Source organism: Shewanella marina JCM 15074, from assembly GCF_000614975.1.
GTDB lineage: Bacteria > Pseudomonadota > Gammaproteobacteria > Enterobacterales > Shewanellaceae > Shewanella > Shewanella marina.
On sequence record NZ_BALM01000003.1, the window covers coordinates 54,970 to 71,581 of the forward strand.

General features: G+C 36.1%; 12 protein-coding genes. 5 read left to right on the top strand and 7 right to left on the bottom strand.

The genetic code is table 11. The features are described 5' to 3' along the window. Positions 1 to 51: 51 nt before the first annotated feature. The 5 genes from xni to JCM15074_RS03460 form a co-directional block, all read right to left on the bottom strand. Positions 52 to 816 carry a flap endonuclease Xni gene (xni, locus tag JCM15074_RS03440; protein WP_025819928.1) on the bottom strand — a complete coding sequence of 255 codons (765 nt, stop codon included), beginning with the start codon at positions 814 to 816 and terminating at the stop codon, positions 52 to 54. Next, positions 813 to 2,165: a nucleotide 5'-monophosphate nucleosidase PpnN gene (gene ppnN / locus JCM15074_RS03445; protein ID WP_025819929.1), complete on the bottom strand. Its 1,353-nt coding sequence runs from the start codon at positions 2,163 to 2,165 to the stop codon at positions 813 to 815. Before ppnN ends, xni begins: the two co-directional genes overlap by 4 nt. 39 nt (positions 2,166 to 2,204) lie before the next feature. Further along, entirely contained in the window at positions 2,205 to 3,761 is a 1,557-nt protein-coding gene (locus JCM15074_RS03450) for a GGDEF domain-containing protein (protein ID WP_025819930.1), read from the bottom strand. Positions 3,762 to 3,893: 132 nt separating this feature from the next. After that, positions 3,894 to 6,044, bottom strand: a complete 2,151-nt coding sequence (locus tag JCM15074_RS03455) for a tetratricopeptide repeat protein (RefSeq protein ID WP_025819931.1) — start codon at positions 6,042 to 6,044, stop codon at positions 3,894 to 3,896. A gap of 118 nt (positions 6,045 to 6,162) precedes the next feature. Beyond that, positions 6,163 to 8,259, bottom strand: coding sequence for a hypothetical protein (locus JCM15074_RS03460; protein WP_025819932.1), 2,097 nt, complete (start codon positions 8,257 to 8,259; stop codon positions 6,163 to 6,165). Positions 8,260 to 8,375: 116 nt separating this feature from the next. On the opposite strand from JCM15074_RS03460, the gene JCM15074_RS03465 reads away from it, so the two are divergent. Continuing rightward, entirely contained in the window at positions 8,376 to 10,175 is a 1,800-nt protein-coding gene (locus JCM15074_RS03465) for a M61 family metallopeptidase (protein ID WP_025819933.1), read from the top strand. A gap of 71 nt (positions 10,176 to 10,246) precedes the next feature. On the opposite strand, the gene rdgC is transcribed toward JCM15074_RS03465, so the two are convergent. Continuing rightward, positions 10,247 to 11,161, bottom strand: coding sequence for a recombination-associated protein RdgC (gene rdgC, locus JCM15074_RS03470; protein WP_025819934.1), 915 nt, complete (start codon positions 11,159 to 11,161; stop codon positions 10,247 to 10,249). 227 nt (positions 11,162 to 11,388) lie between these two features. On the opposite strand from rdgC, the gene JCM15074_RS03475 reads away from it, so the two are divergent. The 4 genes from JCM15074_RS03475 (at position 11,389) to JCM15074_RS03490 (ending at position 15,617) form a co-directional block, all read left to right on the top strand. Continuing rightward, a complete protein-coding gene (locus JCM15074_RS03475; protein ID WP_025819935.1) occupies positions 11,389 to 12,390 on the top strand; it encodes a porin in 1,002 nt (333 codons plus the stop codon). Positions 12,391 to 12,538: 148 nt separating this feature from the next. Next, positions 12,539 to 13,228 carry a phosphate regulon transcriptional regulator PhoB gene (gene phoB, locus JCM15074_RS03480; protein WP_025819936.1) on the top strand — a complete coding sequence of 230 codons (690 nt, stop codon included), beginning with the start codon at positions 12,539 to 12,541 and terminating at the stop codon, positions 13,226 to 13,228. A 29-nt stretch (positions 13,229 to 13,257) separates the two neighbouring features. Continuing rightward, the gene (gene phoR, locus JCM15074_RS03485) at positions 13,258 to 14,565 is read left to right on the top strand and encodes a phosphate regulon sensor histidine kinase PhoR (RefSeq protein WP_025819937.1); all 1,308 of its coding nucleotides are present in this window, start codon (positions 13,258 to 13,260) and stop codon (positions 14,563 to 14,565) included. Between the two features lie 86 nt (positions 14,566 to 14,651). Next, entirely contained in the window at positions 14,652 to 15,617 is a 966-nt protein-coding gene (locus JCM15074_RS03490; protein ID WP_025819938.1) for a PstS family phosphate ABC transporter substrate-binding protein, read from the top strand. A gap of 425 nt (positions 15,618 to 16,042) precedes the next feature. On the opposite strand, the gene JCM15074_RS03495 is transcribed toward JCM15074_RS03490, so the two are convergent. Next, the gene (locus tag JCM15074_RS03495) at positions 16,043 to 16,525 is read right to left on the bottom strand and encodes a glutathione peroxidase (RefSeq protein WP_025819939.1); all 483 of its coding nucleotides are present in this window, start codon (positions 16,523 to 16,525) and stop codon (positions 16,043 to 16,045) included. Positions 16,526 to 16,612: the final 87 nt, after the last annotated feature.

The following is a 16,612-nucleotide window of genomic DNA, read 5'->3' on the forward strand; positions in this document are numbered from 1 at the left end:
AGCCATTAGGCTCTTTTTTGTTTTAAGGGGGCTTGTTTGAGATTTTTGACTTTAAACTGGAGCAAGGCGATATTGGCTTAAATTGATATTAAGTGGTATTTGAGTTTGTAGTTGCGCCAGCTTATAACATAAGCGAGCCATCTCTTTACCTTCAGCCAATTTTAGCGCTTGCTTTTCGCCTAACTTATCAATTGCGGCATAAATATTGGCTAGACTGTGATAGCTTTTTAATAATTCTGCCGCTGTTTTTGTGCCAATACCTGCAATACCAGGAATTTTATTCCCACTATCTCCCGCAAGTGCAAAAAAATCGAGTAATTGATTTTGTTTAATTTGCAGTTTGTTTTCTAACGCCGTTATATCAAAGTATTGCCCTGAAAAATGATCCCACTGTTGGACATTGGCGAGCATTAATTGGGTAAAGCCTTTGTCCGTTGAAACGATAATGGCTTGTTGGCCGGCCTTCGCCATTTTAGTGGCTAATGTGGCTATGACATCGTCGGCCTCTGAATCTGCATTCAATGAGTGTAGGCTCAAATTATCGACTAAGGATTGCTTAATGGCCGGCAAGCTTTGTTGCAGAGCTTCTGGCATCGGTTTTCTGCCCTTTTTATAATCAGGGTAGAGTTTTTTACGCCATGAAACCTGTTCACCATCCCAGACCAATAACCCGTGAGTAGGTTGATGGAATTTGCATAATTTTTGGCATGCAGAAGTGACTCTTCTGGCAAGGTTTTCGGTGTCATTATCATCGGGAAGTGCGGCATGAATACGCCGCACTAAATTCAGTGCATCTATTATTAATAGTTTATTCATCGACTAATTTTATAACAGGGCACATAAGCTGAACCGGGTAACTTCATTCGACCTTGATCAACAAATGCTGCCAATAATTGATCCATCATAGACATTAATTTAGGTTCACCACTGAGTATAAATGGTCCTAAGCGCTTAACATCTCTGACTGTTTCTGTCTTAACATTGCCAGCTACAATACCAGAAAATGCTTGTCTTAGGTTAGCTGCTAGTGCAGCTTTATTATTTTGTAAGTGTAAATCAAGGCCTGCCATCATGTCGTGAGTCGGGATGAAAGGTAATTGAAATTCAGGTTCAATTTTAAGTGACCAGTGATATTGATAGCTATCACCAGTACTACGACGATGGTCTTTAACTTGCTCCATACCTGCTTTCATTATCTGTGCGACACGTTCTGGGTCGTCAATAATAATTTGATATTTTTGCTGGGCAACTTCGCCGAGTGTGGCACCAATAAACGCATCTATTTCTGTAAAATAGGCTGTGCTTTCTTTGGGGCCAGTAAGTACCAGTGGAAACGGAGTATTGTCGTTTTCACTGTTTAGTAATATCCCCAAAAGGTACAGCAATTCTTCGGCTGTGCCTGCGCCACCAGGGAAAATGACAATACCATGGCCTAAACGGATAAAAGCCTCTAACCTTTTTTCGATATCAGGTAAAATGACTAATTCATTAACGATTTGATTTGGTGGCTCGGCTGCAATAATACTGGGCTCTGTTAAGCCAATATAACGCCCATCTTTAACCCGTTGCTTAGCATGACCAATTGCAGCACCTTTCATTGGGCCTTCCATCGCGCCAGGGCCGCAACCCGTACATATATCAAGTTGACGTAGGCCTAATTGATAACCCACTTGCACAGTGTATTCATACTCATGATCGCGAATACTATGTCCTCCCCAACAAACAACAATATTCGGGTCGCGGTCAGGGATAGCTTTGGCATTACGTAACATATCAAATACCACATTGGTAATATGGCTTGAGTTAGTTAAGTTGATATGTTTTAGATTTTCGTATTTATCACTTAAATAGATAATATCGCGTAATACGGCAAACAGATGCTCTTGAATACCTCGAATTATTTTACCGTCTACAAAAGCTTGTTCTGGTGGGTTAATAAGTTCTATCTTAATACCGCGTTCACGTTGCAATACATTGATATCGAAATTACTGTATTGGTCAAATAATGCTTCTGAGCTGTCACTAATTGCACCTGAGGCGAGTACCGCAAGGGAGCAGTTGCGGTAGAGTTGGTAGAGTTCACTTTTTGCATGCTTTTTTACGCGTTCAACTTCCAGTTGTGATAACTGATCCATACTGCCCAATGGGCTAATATTAACTATCATAATCTTCCTTATATCCTGATAATTCAGGAACAACTTATTTTAATAATCAAGTATGACTCGATTTCTCCCCGAGTCCTTTGCTTGATATAAAGCGGCATCTGCTCGCTCAAAGACTTCACTAATATGCTCATTCATAAAAATTTGAGCAGCACCAATCGAAATGGTGACGGTTATTTGTTCTTGTTTTACTTTGAAAGGAATTTTTTGAATTTTTTCACGAATACGATTAAGTAAAGGCGCAACTTGGCTGTGGTCTAAATTTGGAATGAGCAAGACAAACTCTTCACCACCAAAACGTGCTGCAAATTCACTTTCTCGAAGCGAGTTTTTAATTGCCATTGCGACAACTTTTAAGGTTTTATCACCTGTACTATGGCCATATGTGTCGTTGACTCGTTTAAAATGATCGATATCAGCAACACATACCCACAATGGCTGTTTATTGCGCTTGAATTGACGATACTCATATTTCATCCGATCTTCTAATGCAGCTCGGTTGGGTAATTGAGTTAAATTATCGATAAGATTGATTTTTTGCTGTTCAGCTAATTGCTCTTTATAACGATTAGCTTCATTAGTCATCTCACTTAGCTCTTTTCGCATCATTTGCATCGACTCTTGCAAACAATGGTAATCGTCTTTTTCAAGTTGCTCTTTTTTGTTTAAAGCTGATTTAATTCCACTTAATTCTCCCATTAATGTTGATTTCAACTGCTGTAAATCTTGGGTGTCATTAAGCGCTTCACCAACATTTGACATCTTTTGATTAATATCTTGATTAATGATGCCTTTATTTTTATGGCTTTGTAGTGATTTATTAAATGAATCACTGACAACGTTTTTTACTGCCGCAAGTGCATCATTGATAGAGTATAAAAATTCTTGTGAGGCACTTTTTTCTTGAGCAAGATTTTCAAGTAATAAATTCAATACATTTTGATATGAATCCAACAGGATTTCGACACTGATTTCATTACTGAGTTGTTGTTTTAAAAGCTGTACTTTGTCTTGCTGAGTTTCCCTAAACTCAAATTGATTGAGTTTATTGAGTAACTCACCTGAAAGCTGTATGTACTTAGGTTCAACAGTGAACTGAGTGTTATCAACAATATGTTGTTGAATCATTTGCTGGTAGATAGTGATTAGTTCATTTATTTTCGGTAAGAATAACCAAACATTACTTATCGGATTGTTTAATGATTTAATGTAGAAGTTAAGTGATGACTTCTCTTGTTCACCAATTGGACTCACGCGGTCTAAATACTTAGCTATCTCAATGAGCTCATCTCTATTTTGTTGTAATATTTGTTGTAGATAGTTAGATTGAAATGCCAAAAGTTTTTCAACATCATTAATTTCTGGCAAAGCTTTTTCAATGTTTTCAAATAGATGAAGCTGGTGTCTAAGCTTGTTTAGTTTATTATCTAAATCAGGATTAAAGCCTTTTGTTGCCGTGCAAAGGTGAGAAATAAGCCGTGACAAGATCTGTAATTTTTCATTACGATCATGTTGTATTGCAATAAGCGCATCATGTGTTGATGTGAGTTCTTGTTTTAGTTTTTGTATTGGTAAAGTCTGTGCATTTTGATCCATCATCGCATCCATAACTTAAGTAACTGAAGTGCATTTAGGAGAACGTCCTGTGTTCATGCTCCATACAGATAATTCCATGTTATACGCATGTTGACTTAGATGCTAGAATAAATATCGAAAAAGTAGCCGTTATTGTTATTGAATGTTGCTTTTTGGTGCGTTGAACGGCCTGGTGCTGATTTTTATATAACCATTTTCCAAAGCTTGCTTGAGAAGCTCTGGTGTCGATGATAGGGCTAATTTAATAGGGGTATAATTATAGGTATATAATTGCAGAGACAATGAGACATTTTTATCTCTTATTTGAGCTAGAGTAAATTGAAGTAGCGTGAGGTAGTTGATTCCGCTAATTTTTATGTGAGGATCATTCCTAAGTGGCAGATTGAGCATTGCAAGTTGTACGGTCGTACTAAACTGCTCTATGACGATCTCATTAACTATGTGAGTAAGCGCGTTTTGCTCTATGATGCTTGCACTGTGTAATAGGATGCAACCAGGCTTTATATAATAAGCGCTAATATCTCTAACTCTAAGCCTGTCAAATAGTTCTTGGTGTTTATCAATACAAAGCTGTTGCTGTAACAATATATCAGAATCGGACAAATCCCCAATATAAAGTAGTGCGATGGTTTGTGGATTGGTTTGTTTTGTATTTGAGAGCAAATTTAAAAAATTTGAAGCTGAGCTAAAAGGTGTTACAAATTCATTTTTATCTAATGATGTTAATTTGTTAATTTTTTTGTGTAGTATTCTATTCGATATTAAAAAAATAAGTAGTGAAGATAATAGAATAGCGATAAATATAATGAGTATTTGATTGTAGTTAGCGTATTTCCCTGCTTTTATTTCACTTAGTTTTAGATCTAGTTTTATTTTTGTTGTGTCTAATTGTGAATTATGTTTATTTAGTATTTGTTGTGTAGTTGCATTGCTTGCTTCTGCTAATTTATCTTTAAAATTGTCAATTATTATTGGGGTTAAATTAATCGCATCTTTATATTGTTTTAGGTTTGATAATATTTTCGATTTTAATATTATTCCTTTGTGGTAGTCATCTGTTTGGTTTTTTTCTTTTGAAAAATTTATTGATTTATTTATGTAAATAATAGCGTCATCATATTGCTTTAGTTTATAGAAAACTTCTGCTTTTAATAGGTGGCTTTTAGCTAAAAATGTCACATTGTTCATATCTGAGAATATTTTACTCGATTTGTTAATATAGTTTAATGCTTGCTGTTCATCATTCATTAAATTATAAATGTATGCCACATTATGCGCATTGACACTTATATATATTAGGCTTTCCATTTTTTTATTTAGCTCTAATGCATTTAAAAAGTAATCTAATGCTCTAGGATAGTTTTCTTTTGCAAGATATAGATTTGCTGTAAAAGTATATACTCTTGATAGGCCAGTGATATAATCCATTTTTTGATATATTTTTATAGTATTATTCGCATGTTTTACAGCTAAATCACTTCTGTTTAGTGTATTGTAAGCTCGTGCTAATGCAAATTGGAGTCTAGCATTAGCAAGCTTAGAATTAGAAATGGCAGTATTTTCTAAGGCTTGAATTAAATAAGTTAAGCCTAGTTGTGGTTGGCCGATGAGTGCTAATTCATCACCCACTAATGTCTGTGTTTGCCCCATAAAATAAGGGTGACCAATCTCTTCAGCAAGTCTTAGAAAATCATATGATATGTCTTCAACTTGCTGATAGTCACCCATTAAATGGTAAATAGGGATTAACTTAGAATATATTCTAAGTTGTAATAATTTTGCACTATTTGTTTTGTATTTGCTTAATAAATTAAGAGATTGATTAAATTGTGCAAGTGCTCTCTCTTTATCTCTATTAGCCATAAATTGGTAGTAACCATTTAAAAGTTTAATTGCCCCAATTTCAAAATCAGTAGTGGCTAGTGGTGTTAAGACATCAATATTATCTTTCGTATTTTTTTTCCAATAGGAAATAGATGATGTTGTTTTATTGTCGAATATTAATATATTTAAGAAAACAAGTTCTAAAAATAGTTCTTCCTGGCTTAGTCTTAGTCGGTTAGCATTATTTTTGAATTGTTCTTCAGTGTTGAAATCTAGCGCACCTTTGAGTCTATTGTATTGTGTTTCCAGTTGTTTTTGACTATTTTCATAATTTTTTATTTCAAACTCAGTGACATTTTCTTCAGTGAACTGTGCAACAACAGTTATTGGCAGTAATAATAAAAAGACAGATGCTATCAAATTGATGGTATATCTAATGATTGAAAATTTTGTAGTCATCATAAGTACGGCCAAGTTAACACACTTTAAAGTGCTTTTATCATTTGAGTTCAAGCTATCAATCTTATCGCTTTAAATCAATGTATTTGTTGTGTAATTGTTGCAATAAATGGTGGCAACTCTATTTTCGGCCATTGACCATGATCTTGATACTTCCTTTTGATATTGCCTCTTGTATCAATTGCTTAGATGGACTATTGAAAATAGTTAATGGCGTATAGCTAAATGTTATGATCTCTGCATGTTGGCTGATCTTATCTGCTAGAAAATTAGACATGACATAGTACTGTATATCGATATAGTTTTTGATAGGAAATTTCAACCTATGATCATTTTTAATGGGCAGTGTTAATGTCGCACTATGGCTACACTTTAGGTTGAGCATATTTATTATATCGTCTATTTCATCATTAATAGATGCTTGATTAATAGTTGATGATAAAACAAATACACCTGGTCTAATATTATATATATCACTTGATAATTCATTTAGTTTTTCTAAAATTTTTCGATGAGTATCATTATGTTGTATATAACCTAGGTTAATATCGAAGTTAACTAATTCTGGAATTGCCAATAGCGTTAATTTTTTTGGTAGAGGGCTATCATTAATATGTTCTAAACATCTATTTAATGGTATGTCTGGATGTTGTTTTGACTGGTTTGTTATATCTTGTTGTTTATTTTTATTCGATTTAATAGCATACCTAATTAAAATAAAGAGAAGTGTTAAAATAAATATGATTGCACAATATAAATATATGTCATTTATTTGTTTTTTTGTTTGGTAATCTTGTTTTTTAAAATTAAGTTCTTTTTTTAAGTTAGATATCTCAATGGTTAATATATTTTCACTCTTGTATAGATTATCATTGTTATTTCTGTTTTCATCAATATAAAGTTTTAGTACACTTTCAAATTTCATTAAGTCATTGCTAATATTTAAGTCAGTGTTAGATTTTGACTTTATACTGATTAGAAGTAGCTCCAGCTGTTGCTCATGTAGATTATAGTGTTCCGCAATAGTAAGCGCTTTTTGTGATGCATTAATTACTTTGATATCATTATTTAGCACTTGAAATATTTCAGCTTGTAAATGGTAACTATGCATCAAATGTCGTTCTTGCTTTAACTGCTTGAATAATATCATGGATTGATTTGTATATTTCAAAGCATGCGTTAAATCATTCATTTTAAAATACATTTGTGCAGTACCAAGCGAAGATAGCCCTTGCCACATCACTCTATTGAGTAATTCAGCTTCATTTAATGCAATTAGATAATAATCCATGGCTTGATTGTAATTTTTAGATGACTCATAAATATCAGCAATATGGCTATATATAATATATTTGTAAACTGAATGATTTTTTTCATTTTTTAAAATAATTTCTTTGGCATTAAAAGCATGTTGAAGTGATTTTTTATATAAATGTAGATGAAGATATGAAGCGGAAATATCTTTTTCTAATAACATTTTAAGATGGCTAAATTTATCAATGTGTTCAAAATTATTCGCTTCTGATAAGTAATTAATTGCCTGGTTAGGTCTATTTCTATTATTTAATACATGACCTATTTTTCGTTTTATATTTGATGTTAGGTAACCATTGTTTATTTCATCTGCCAATATACTTGCACGTTCAATGTTAAATAATAAAATGTCAGTGTTGTTTCCTGGAATATGATCATGAACACCAAGGTATTTATCTAACAATCTGAGCTTAATAATTTTTGCTGCAACCGAATTGTCATTATCGAGTAATGATAATGCCTCGAATAAATATTGACGTTCGCCATCAAAATCTTTTTCAAGATATGCCTTTAAGCGTGCTTTGATATATAGCATATTGGCATGCAATCGAGTGTTGTTGGGGACCGTGGCAAGTAATAATTGTATTGATTTTAATTGTTGTTGGTATTTGAGTATTGAGGCGCGATATTCAACCATGGTTAGTGCAAAATATTCGAGTTGGTTAATCAGCTCTTGCTCTGTTTTTCCTTGCTTTTTGGCAACCAACTGAAGTTTATCGTAGCTTGTTATGTTATCACTGCCGTTAATCGGTGAGGGAATGGCTAATCGATCATCTATTGGTAATTCGTAAATATTAATTTCACGTTGAATTAACTGTTCTTTAGTTAAGTTGCCAGCATACACGGGATTAATGATGACTAACATCATTAATATTAAAAGAGGAACTGAAATAAGCAGCTTCACATTCGCCTCCGCGTATCCCAAAAACATATTTTTTATGTAATTGAGTGAGTTATATTATTGCTATTGTTATACTCAAGCTATCAATTTAACAATGAGTTTACAATAAGGGATTGCGAGTGAAGTTAAAACAAATTTTTATGGCAGTAGCAGGAAGTTGCTGCAGTTTTTATGCGATGTCAGACGTTGCTTACACCATAGATTTATCTAACCCAGAGCATCAACTTGCTAATGTGCAAGTGCAATTCCCTGCTGTTGAATCAGAACAGTTGGTGGTCAATCTTCCGATTTGGCGTACGGGTAAATATAAAGTCTTACCTGTTGCTGATGGTATTCGTACTTTTAATGCTGTTGATAGCAATGGAAAACCATTAGGGTGGCAACGTACTGCGAGTGGTGAATGGACCATTGATGTGCCACAAGCATCGACTGTTAATATTAGTTACCAAGTATATGCAGATGAACTTGGGCAGAGACTACGCCATATTGATGATAGCCATGCTTATATTGATGCCAGTGGTATGTTGATGTATAGCCCTGACTATAGAGATCAACCGATTGCGGTTCAATTAAATGTACCACAGGGTTGGCAAAGTTATTCAGGTATGGAACAAGGTGATACACCTCATTCGTTTATAGCCGATAATTATGACATTTTAATTGATTCACCTATTGAAACAGGTGTCAGTCACCATCGTCAGTTTAGCGCAGATGGGCGTGAGTATGAGTTAGTGGTATGGGGAGAGGGTAATTATAATTTAGAGCAAATTGTTACTGACTTAACCAAGTTAAGCCACACTGCCGATGTTATTTGGGATAATTATCCTTTTGAGCGTTATGTTTATATGGTGCATGCTACAAGTGGGGAACGTGGTGCGACTGAACATTTAAACTCTACTATTATACAGTTACCTCGTTTCAACTTTAGAGAGCGCACTGATTACTTACGTTTTATTAGTACCGCATCACATGAGTTTATTCATACATGGAATGTTAAAGCTTACCGTCCACAAGGCTTGGTACCCTATGATTATCAAAATGAAAGTTTAACTCAGCTACTGTGGCTTGCAGAGGGCTCTACTAGCTATTTTCAGAATCAGCTGTTATTACGTGCAGACATTATGCAGCCTAAAGAGTTTTTTGCTGATTTAGCGAAACGTATTGAACGTAACGAGAATAACCCTGGACGTTTACAGCAATCTGTTGCTGAGGCTAGTGCTACCGCTTGGATTGCGCAAGGCGGTGACTATGCGATTAATCATAGTGTTAATATTTATTCTGAAGGTTATCTAATGTCTTTGGCACTAGATTTTGATCTGCTTAATAAAACCGATTTAGCACATTCTTATCGGGATGTTCATAGACAATTGTATCAGCAATATGCACTACCCAAAGGCTATACCGTAAGAGATGTGCAGCAAATATTACAACAATTGACGGATGAGTCCTATGTTGATTGGTGGCAGCAGCATATCAATCAACCGATAGCACTCGACTTTGTCTCATTACTTAACATGGCTGGCTTACAGTTAAGTTACGGTGATAAAGTGGAGCCAGATACTGGCATACAATTAAATAGTAATAGTTTACAAATTGCCCACGTTAAACGCGATAGTCCTGCTTGGGTAGCCGGTATTCATGCTGATGATGAAATTATTGCCATTAATGGTTTAAAAGTTACAGCCGCTGGATTTAGTAAACGAATTAATGATTTTAAGGCGGGTGATACTATTGAGATAACGGCATTTGACAATCAGCAAATGAAGCAATTTAAATTAACGTTAACAGATAAACCCAAAGATAAATTAAAAATTATTGCGGTAAAAAATCCTTCAAGATCTCAAAAAGCCTTTTTAAAAGCTTGGTTGGGAATTGATTGGCCATTCGATAAACAGGGTAAGTGGAAATCGGAAAAGTAGCTTATTAATGGATATAAAAATGGCGTCGATGAAGACGCCATTTTTTATGATAGAACTAATCGTATAATTGACTATTTTTCAGTTGCTTCTAGGCCACCAAGTGCTTCAACAGTCGCTTGCATTAATGCCACTAGCTCACCTGCCATTAGCGCAAAATCTGCATCAATACGTGCTAATGGATCTTCATTACCAAGATCATCATTACCCGCTCTAAACTCTTCTGAGAACTTTAGTCGTTTTAAGGTCGCATCTGATTGCAGTAATAATGCAACTGATTGACCAAAATGAAGCGCAAGTTTATGTACGAGTTTGTCATTCGCAATATGCGCCAATACTTCTTCTTCGCTTAAGTCTTGTTGCTTAAATCGAACAATGCCACCTTCGTCATTGATTGACTTTAATTCGGCTTCATCTTGCATGATAAATGGCGCAGGAGTTGTGCCTTCTAATAGCCATTGAGTCAGTTGTTTTTCAATCGGCGTTGCAAAACTCAGTGGAATAACCGGTAAACTGCCAATTGCTTTACGCAATAATGCTAATAACTCTTCTGATTTTGTAGCGCTTGAACTGTCTACTAAAATCATTTCCAACTCAGGTAAAATCAAAGCTTTAATTTGACTACGGCGTGAGAAAGCACGTGGTAATAGGGTGGTCGTGATTTCATCTTTTAATGAATCTTTCTCTTTTTTAGCAAGCTTACGATTTTCGGCTTGCTCAATTTGCGCAACCTTATCTTCTAGTGCTTCTTTTACAACTTGGGCAGGGAGAATTTTCTCTTCTTTAGTTGCACAAATAAGATGGCGGTTATTCGCGGTATGAACCAAAGTCTCGCCATGTTTTCCTAATGCATTAGAAAAACCAAATTTGCTGATATCTTGACTTGAGCAAGGTGAAAATGTGAAGTCTGATAATGCTTTTTCTAAAGATTCTGTGTCAGTTGAAAAAGGCTTATTAAAACGATAGACAGTAAGATTTTTAAACCACATGTAAGCTGTGCCCAATCAAAAAATAAAGGTGAAGTGTACGGGATTGGCGCATGAGCGTAAACAGCCTTTGGCATTATTGCAGGTATATTTGCCGTAAATCATGCTAATGCTGGTTAGGATTTAGTACGTAGTAAAAACATCTAAAAAATGAAATAAAATTGAAACATTGTTGTTGCAGACTAAGCTCAGATTGACAATTTATAGTCAAGTTCAATAAAAAGGATGAAATGATGAGCCTGTTTAAAAAGTCTGTTTTAGCAACTGCATTAGTAACCGCGCTAGTAACACCTGTGTACGCTGCAGATGCTGTTAATTTTTACGGTAAATTAAATGTTACTGCACAATATAATGATGCAGAGACGGTTAATAACGCCCAAATAATGAGTGACAGTGATACCACTATTCAGAGCAACTCGTCACGCTTAGGGGTAAAAGGTGCTTATCAAATATCATCACAGTTAGAAGCTTTCTATATGATTGAATATGAAGTTGATACTGGTGATGCCGCGAAAGATAACTTTGAAGCGCGTAATCAATTTGTCGGGTTACGTGGTGATTTTGGTGCCGTATCCGTTGGTCGTAATGACACAATGTTAAAAAAGTCACAAGGTAAAGTGGACTTGTTTGGTGATTTAGCTGGTGATATTAAAAACTTATTTAAAGGCGAGAATCGTATCGAACAGACGGCAACTTATGTAACGCCAGTATTTAGTCAAGTGCAACTTGGGGTGACTTATGCTGCTGATGGTGCATCTTCACAAAATGATGAAAATGGTTTTAGTGTTGCAGCCATGTATGGTGATAGTAAACTTAAAAAATCGCCTGTATTTGCTTCTGTAGCCTATGATTCAAAAGTTAAAGGCTATGATATTGTGCGTGCGACAGTACAAGGTAAAGTGGCTGGTTTTAAGTTAGGTGGTATGTATCAACAACAGCAAAAGAGTAACAGTAATAGCAGCTCTGTTTCTGGTTTCATGCTAAGTGCAGCGTATGGCATTGATGATATAACGTTAAAGACACAGTACCAGACAATGGATGAATTTGGTGATTCGTGGTCATTAGGTGCAGATTATAAATTAGCTAAGCCAACCAAGCTATTCGCATTCTATACAATGCGTGATTACGACAAAATGGCGTATGCAAGCCAAGACGGTATGGGACAAGATGTGGTGGTGTTGGCAGAGTTACAAGATAAATATTTCGGGTTAGGAATCGAACATAAATTTTAATGAGTGTTGTTCTAGACATTTAAGGAGGCTTTTGCCTCCTTTTTAGTTCTTAGTGGTAGCACGAGTGATCGTACTCAGACTACTTTAATATTTCTGTAATATAATTGTTTGATACTAGCGTTATTAATCATGAGTGAAGTAAATAGCTATGACCGCACGGATATTGATTGTTGAAGATGAGTTAGCCATCCAAGAGATGCTGGTTTTTGTATTGGAACAGCATGGTTTTAATGTTAAAACCGCAGAGACGATGCCGCAAGCATTAGCGCAGATGAACGAGCCATATCCTGATCTAATCTTACTCGATTGGATGATTCCTGGCGGAAGTGGTATTCAGTTTGCTAAGCAGATAAAAATGGATAAGTTTACTCGTCAAATTCCGATTATTATGCTGACTGCACGCGGTGAAGAAGAGGATAAGGTCAAAGGGCTAGAAGTTGGTGCCGATGACTATATGACTAAACCATTCTCGCCAAAAGAGTTAGTGGCACGAATTAAAGCGGTATTGCGACGCAGTGCACCAACACGTCTAGAAGAAGTGATTGAAGTGCAGGGGTTAGCATTAGATCCTGTTAGTCATAGAGTGAGTGTTGCTGATAGTGTGCTTGATATGGGGCCGACAGAATTTAGATTACTGCACTTTTTTATGACCCATCCTGAGCGAGTATATAGTCGCGAACAATTGCTTGATAATGTATGGGGAACCAATGTGTATGTTGAAGACCGTACTGTTGACGTACATATCAGAAGACTAAGAAAAGCAATTGAAGCATCAGGACATGATCGATTGATTCAAACTGTTAGAGGTGCAGGCTATCGTTTTTCTACTCGTTTATAATTTATCTTAGTTGTTGCTGAGGCTACTTCATGGTTGAACCACATACTAGGTATAAGTTGATATCTAGATTAGTCCTATATATTGCTTTAGCGACAATCATTGGCTTATTAGTGGGTCAGGTGACTTTGTCATTATTGGTCGCGAGTATAGTCCTATTAGCTTGGCATTATCGGCAGTTAATTCGATTACAAATATGGCTTTGGCAAATGAAGAAATTAACCCCCCCTCAAGGACAGGGGAGTTGGGAAGGCGTGTTCAATGGTGTCTATCGACTACAACGAAAAAATCGTAAACGATTAAATCAATTAGCAGATTTACTTGCGCGTTTTCGACTTGCCGCCGAGGCATTACCTGATGCTGCAGTGGTATTGGACAGTGAATATAATATTTTATGGTGCAATAAGTTAGCACAAAGGTTACTCGGTTTTTTATGGCCGCAAGATAGTGGTCAACGAATTGACAATCTATTACGTCATCCTGACTTTTCGCGATATTTAGTGCAGGCCAAATATGGTGTGCCACTTGAACTGCCTTCTCCTGTGCATGAAGGACGAATACTCGAATTTCGAATTATTGCTTATGGTGAACACCAGTTGTTATTGATTGCTCGCGATATTTCCCGTATTCGCCAACTTGAAGGAATGCGTCGTGAATTTGTTGCTAACGTTTCACATGAGCTAAAGACGCCATTGACGGTATTACAAGGCTACCTTGAAATGATGGAGTCAATGCAAAGCGATGATCCTATGGTCGCGAGACCGGTGGAACTCATGCAACAACAGACCCAACGTATGAAATTATTGGTTGAGCAGTTATTAGCGCTTTCTCGTATTGAAGATGAAGACGATATCGATTGGGCCCATGAAATCGATATGGGATTATTGATGAAAGGCTTAGAAATAGAAGCGGAAGCATTGTCTCTGGGCCGTTATCAACTTAAGTTTGAATGTGATCCGCAGATTGCTATTTTGGGGAATGAATTTCAAATTATCAGCGCTTGTTCAAATTTGATCTCTAATGCCATTCGTTATACGCCAGAGTCAGGTTCTATTACCGTGAAGTGGCAAGCTGTCTCTGATGGTGCCATGTTTAGTGTTAGTGATTCTGGCGAAGGTATTGCTGCACAACATTTACCGCGATTAACAGAACGTTTTTATCGCGTTGATACTGCGCGCTCACGTCAAACTGGTGGCAGTGGTTTAGGGCTGGCAATTGTGAAACATGCGTTGAGTCATCATCATAGTGAGTTAGTGATCACTAGCGAGTTAGGGCAAGGCAGCACTTTTAGCTTTACGATTCCTTCAATATTAATTGTACAAAAAAAGCGTATTGATTGATGCGAGTTAAGTCTATTCATGCTTTATATCAATCTATTAATCGTCGTCATTTTAAGTTTGACGTTGCAAAAGTAAGAGAGCTTGTAATGAGACTTAAAGGCCTGCTGAATCTTTTGTTATTGGGTGCTAGCATCTTCGCTTCATCTTTTGCAGTTGCAGAACAAGATGATGAGCTAGCAAGTTATCAAAAAGTCAGTGGTGTATCTGGTAATCTTTCATCTGTTGGCTCTGACACTCTGGCAAATATGATGACTCTGTGGGCAGAGCAATTTAAAGATATTTACCCTAACGTTAATATTCAAATTCAAGCAGCTGGTTCATCAACAGCTCCGCCAGCTTTAACCGAAGCAACCTCACAATTTGGCCCAATGAGTCGGTTGATGAAACCAAATGAAATCGAATCATTTGAGAAACGTTACGGTTACCAACCAACACCCATAAAAGTTGCGATTGACGTATTAGCCATATTTGTTCACAAAGATAATCCGATTACAGGGCTAACGATTGAGCAAATTGATGATATTTTCTCAATTACTTATCGCTGCGGTGGTCATAATATCAATCACTGGCAACAATTAGGATTACAAGGTCGCTGGGCTAAAAGAGATATTCAATTATATGGCCGAAACTCAGTCTCGGGTACTTACGGCTATTTTAAGAAAAAAGCGTTATGTAACGGTGATTTTAAGGCTAATGTGAATGAGCAACCCGGTTCGGCATCCGTGGTGCAATCAGTATCACAATCACTTAATGCAATTGGATATTCTGGGATAGGCTATCGAACTGCTGGAGTTAAAGCCGTCGCAATAGCCAATGAACAACAACAATATATTGCCGCAACAGCTGATAATGCAGCTTCCGGTGAGTATCCTCTGGCTCGATATTTGTATGTTTATATTAATAAGCACCCCAACAAGCCATTAACCCCAATGGATAGAGAGTTCGTTCGATTTATTCTATCTGGTCAAGGACAGCAAATTGTTGCTAAAGATGGCTATGTACCATTACCCCAAAAAGTGGTCTTAAAAGAGTTGCAACAATTAGGCATTTAGTGGGATTTCATCAATTTTTAGATAAAAAAAAGCAACCATATTAAGGTTGCTCAAAAAGGATTTTAGCCTTTGAAATGAGTGTTTAAAAAGCGCTAGCATTAAACACCACATAAGGGAGTATGATGATGAAAGTGAATATAAATTCGTTTCATAATATCAGACGCCATAAACTCAGTTTAGTTCACTCTACCATATAAAATAATTTAATTAATTTATAAGTGTTTGATTTTAAAGATTATTATTTCTGTTGTTTATTTTGGGTAAAAAAAAGGCAACTCAATAAAGTTGCCTGGAGATCTGTTTGATCTAAGGGACTGCGCTAGAAGTCCTTGGGAGAATGATGAACGCGAAAATCTTGTTCACTATGTTAGAGCACGGCTCTTTTAATAAGTTCACTGCTTTTATAAAAAGTTGTATATTTATTTTTAAAGTAAAGATTCAATGGCTTGTTTTAGGCTTAATGGCGTTGTGGTTGGGGCAAATCGACTTAGCACTTTTCCTTCGCGATTAACTAAGAATTTGGTGAAATTCCATTTTACGCTACTGCTTCCCAATAAGCCTTTAGCTTGCATGCTGAGGAATCGATAGAGTTCACTTGCATCATTACCATTAACGTCCACTTTGGCAAACAGTGGGAAAGACACTTGATAGTTTAATTGGCAGAATTGAGCAATTTGTTGATTATCTGCAGGTTCTTGATGGGCAAACTGGTTACAAGGAAAACCTAAAATGGAAAATCCTTGTACTTTATACTGTTGATAGAGCTGTTCCAACTGTTCATATTGCGGTGTAAAACCACATTTGCTAGCTGTATTTACAATCAGTAAAACCTGACCTTTGAATTGTGATAGCTCAACTTTATTTCCTTGGATGTCATCGACTACAAATTGATAAATATCATTACTCATTCCTTGATCCTTATTGGTTTTTCTTATTGGTATTAGCCGTATTAAAGCACATGTTTTACTCGCTAGTTAAATCAGTAACAGGTAAAA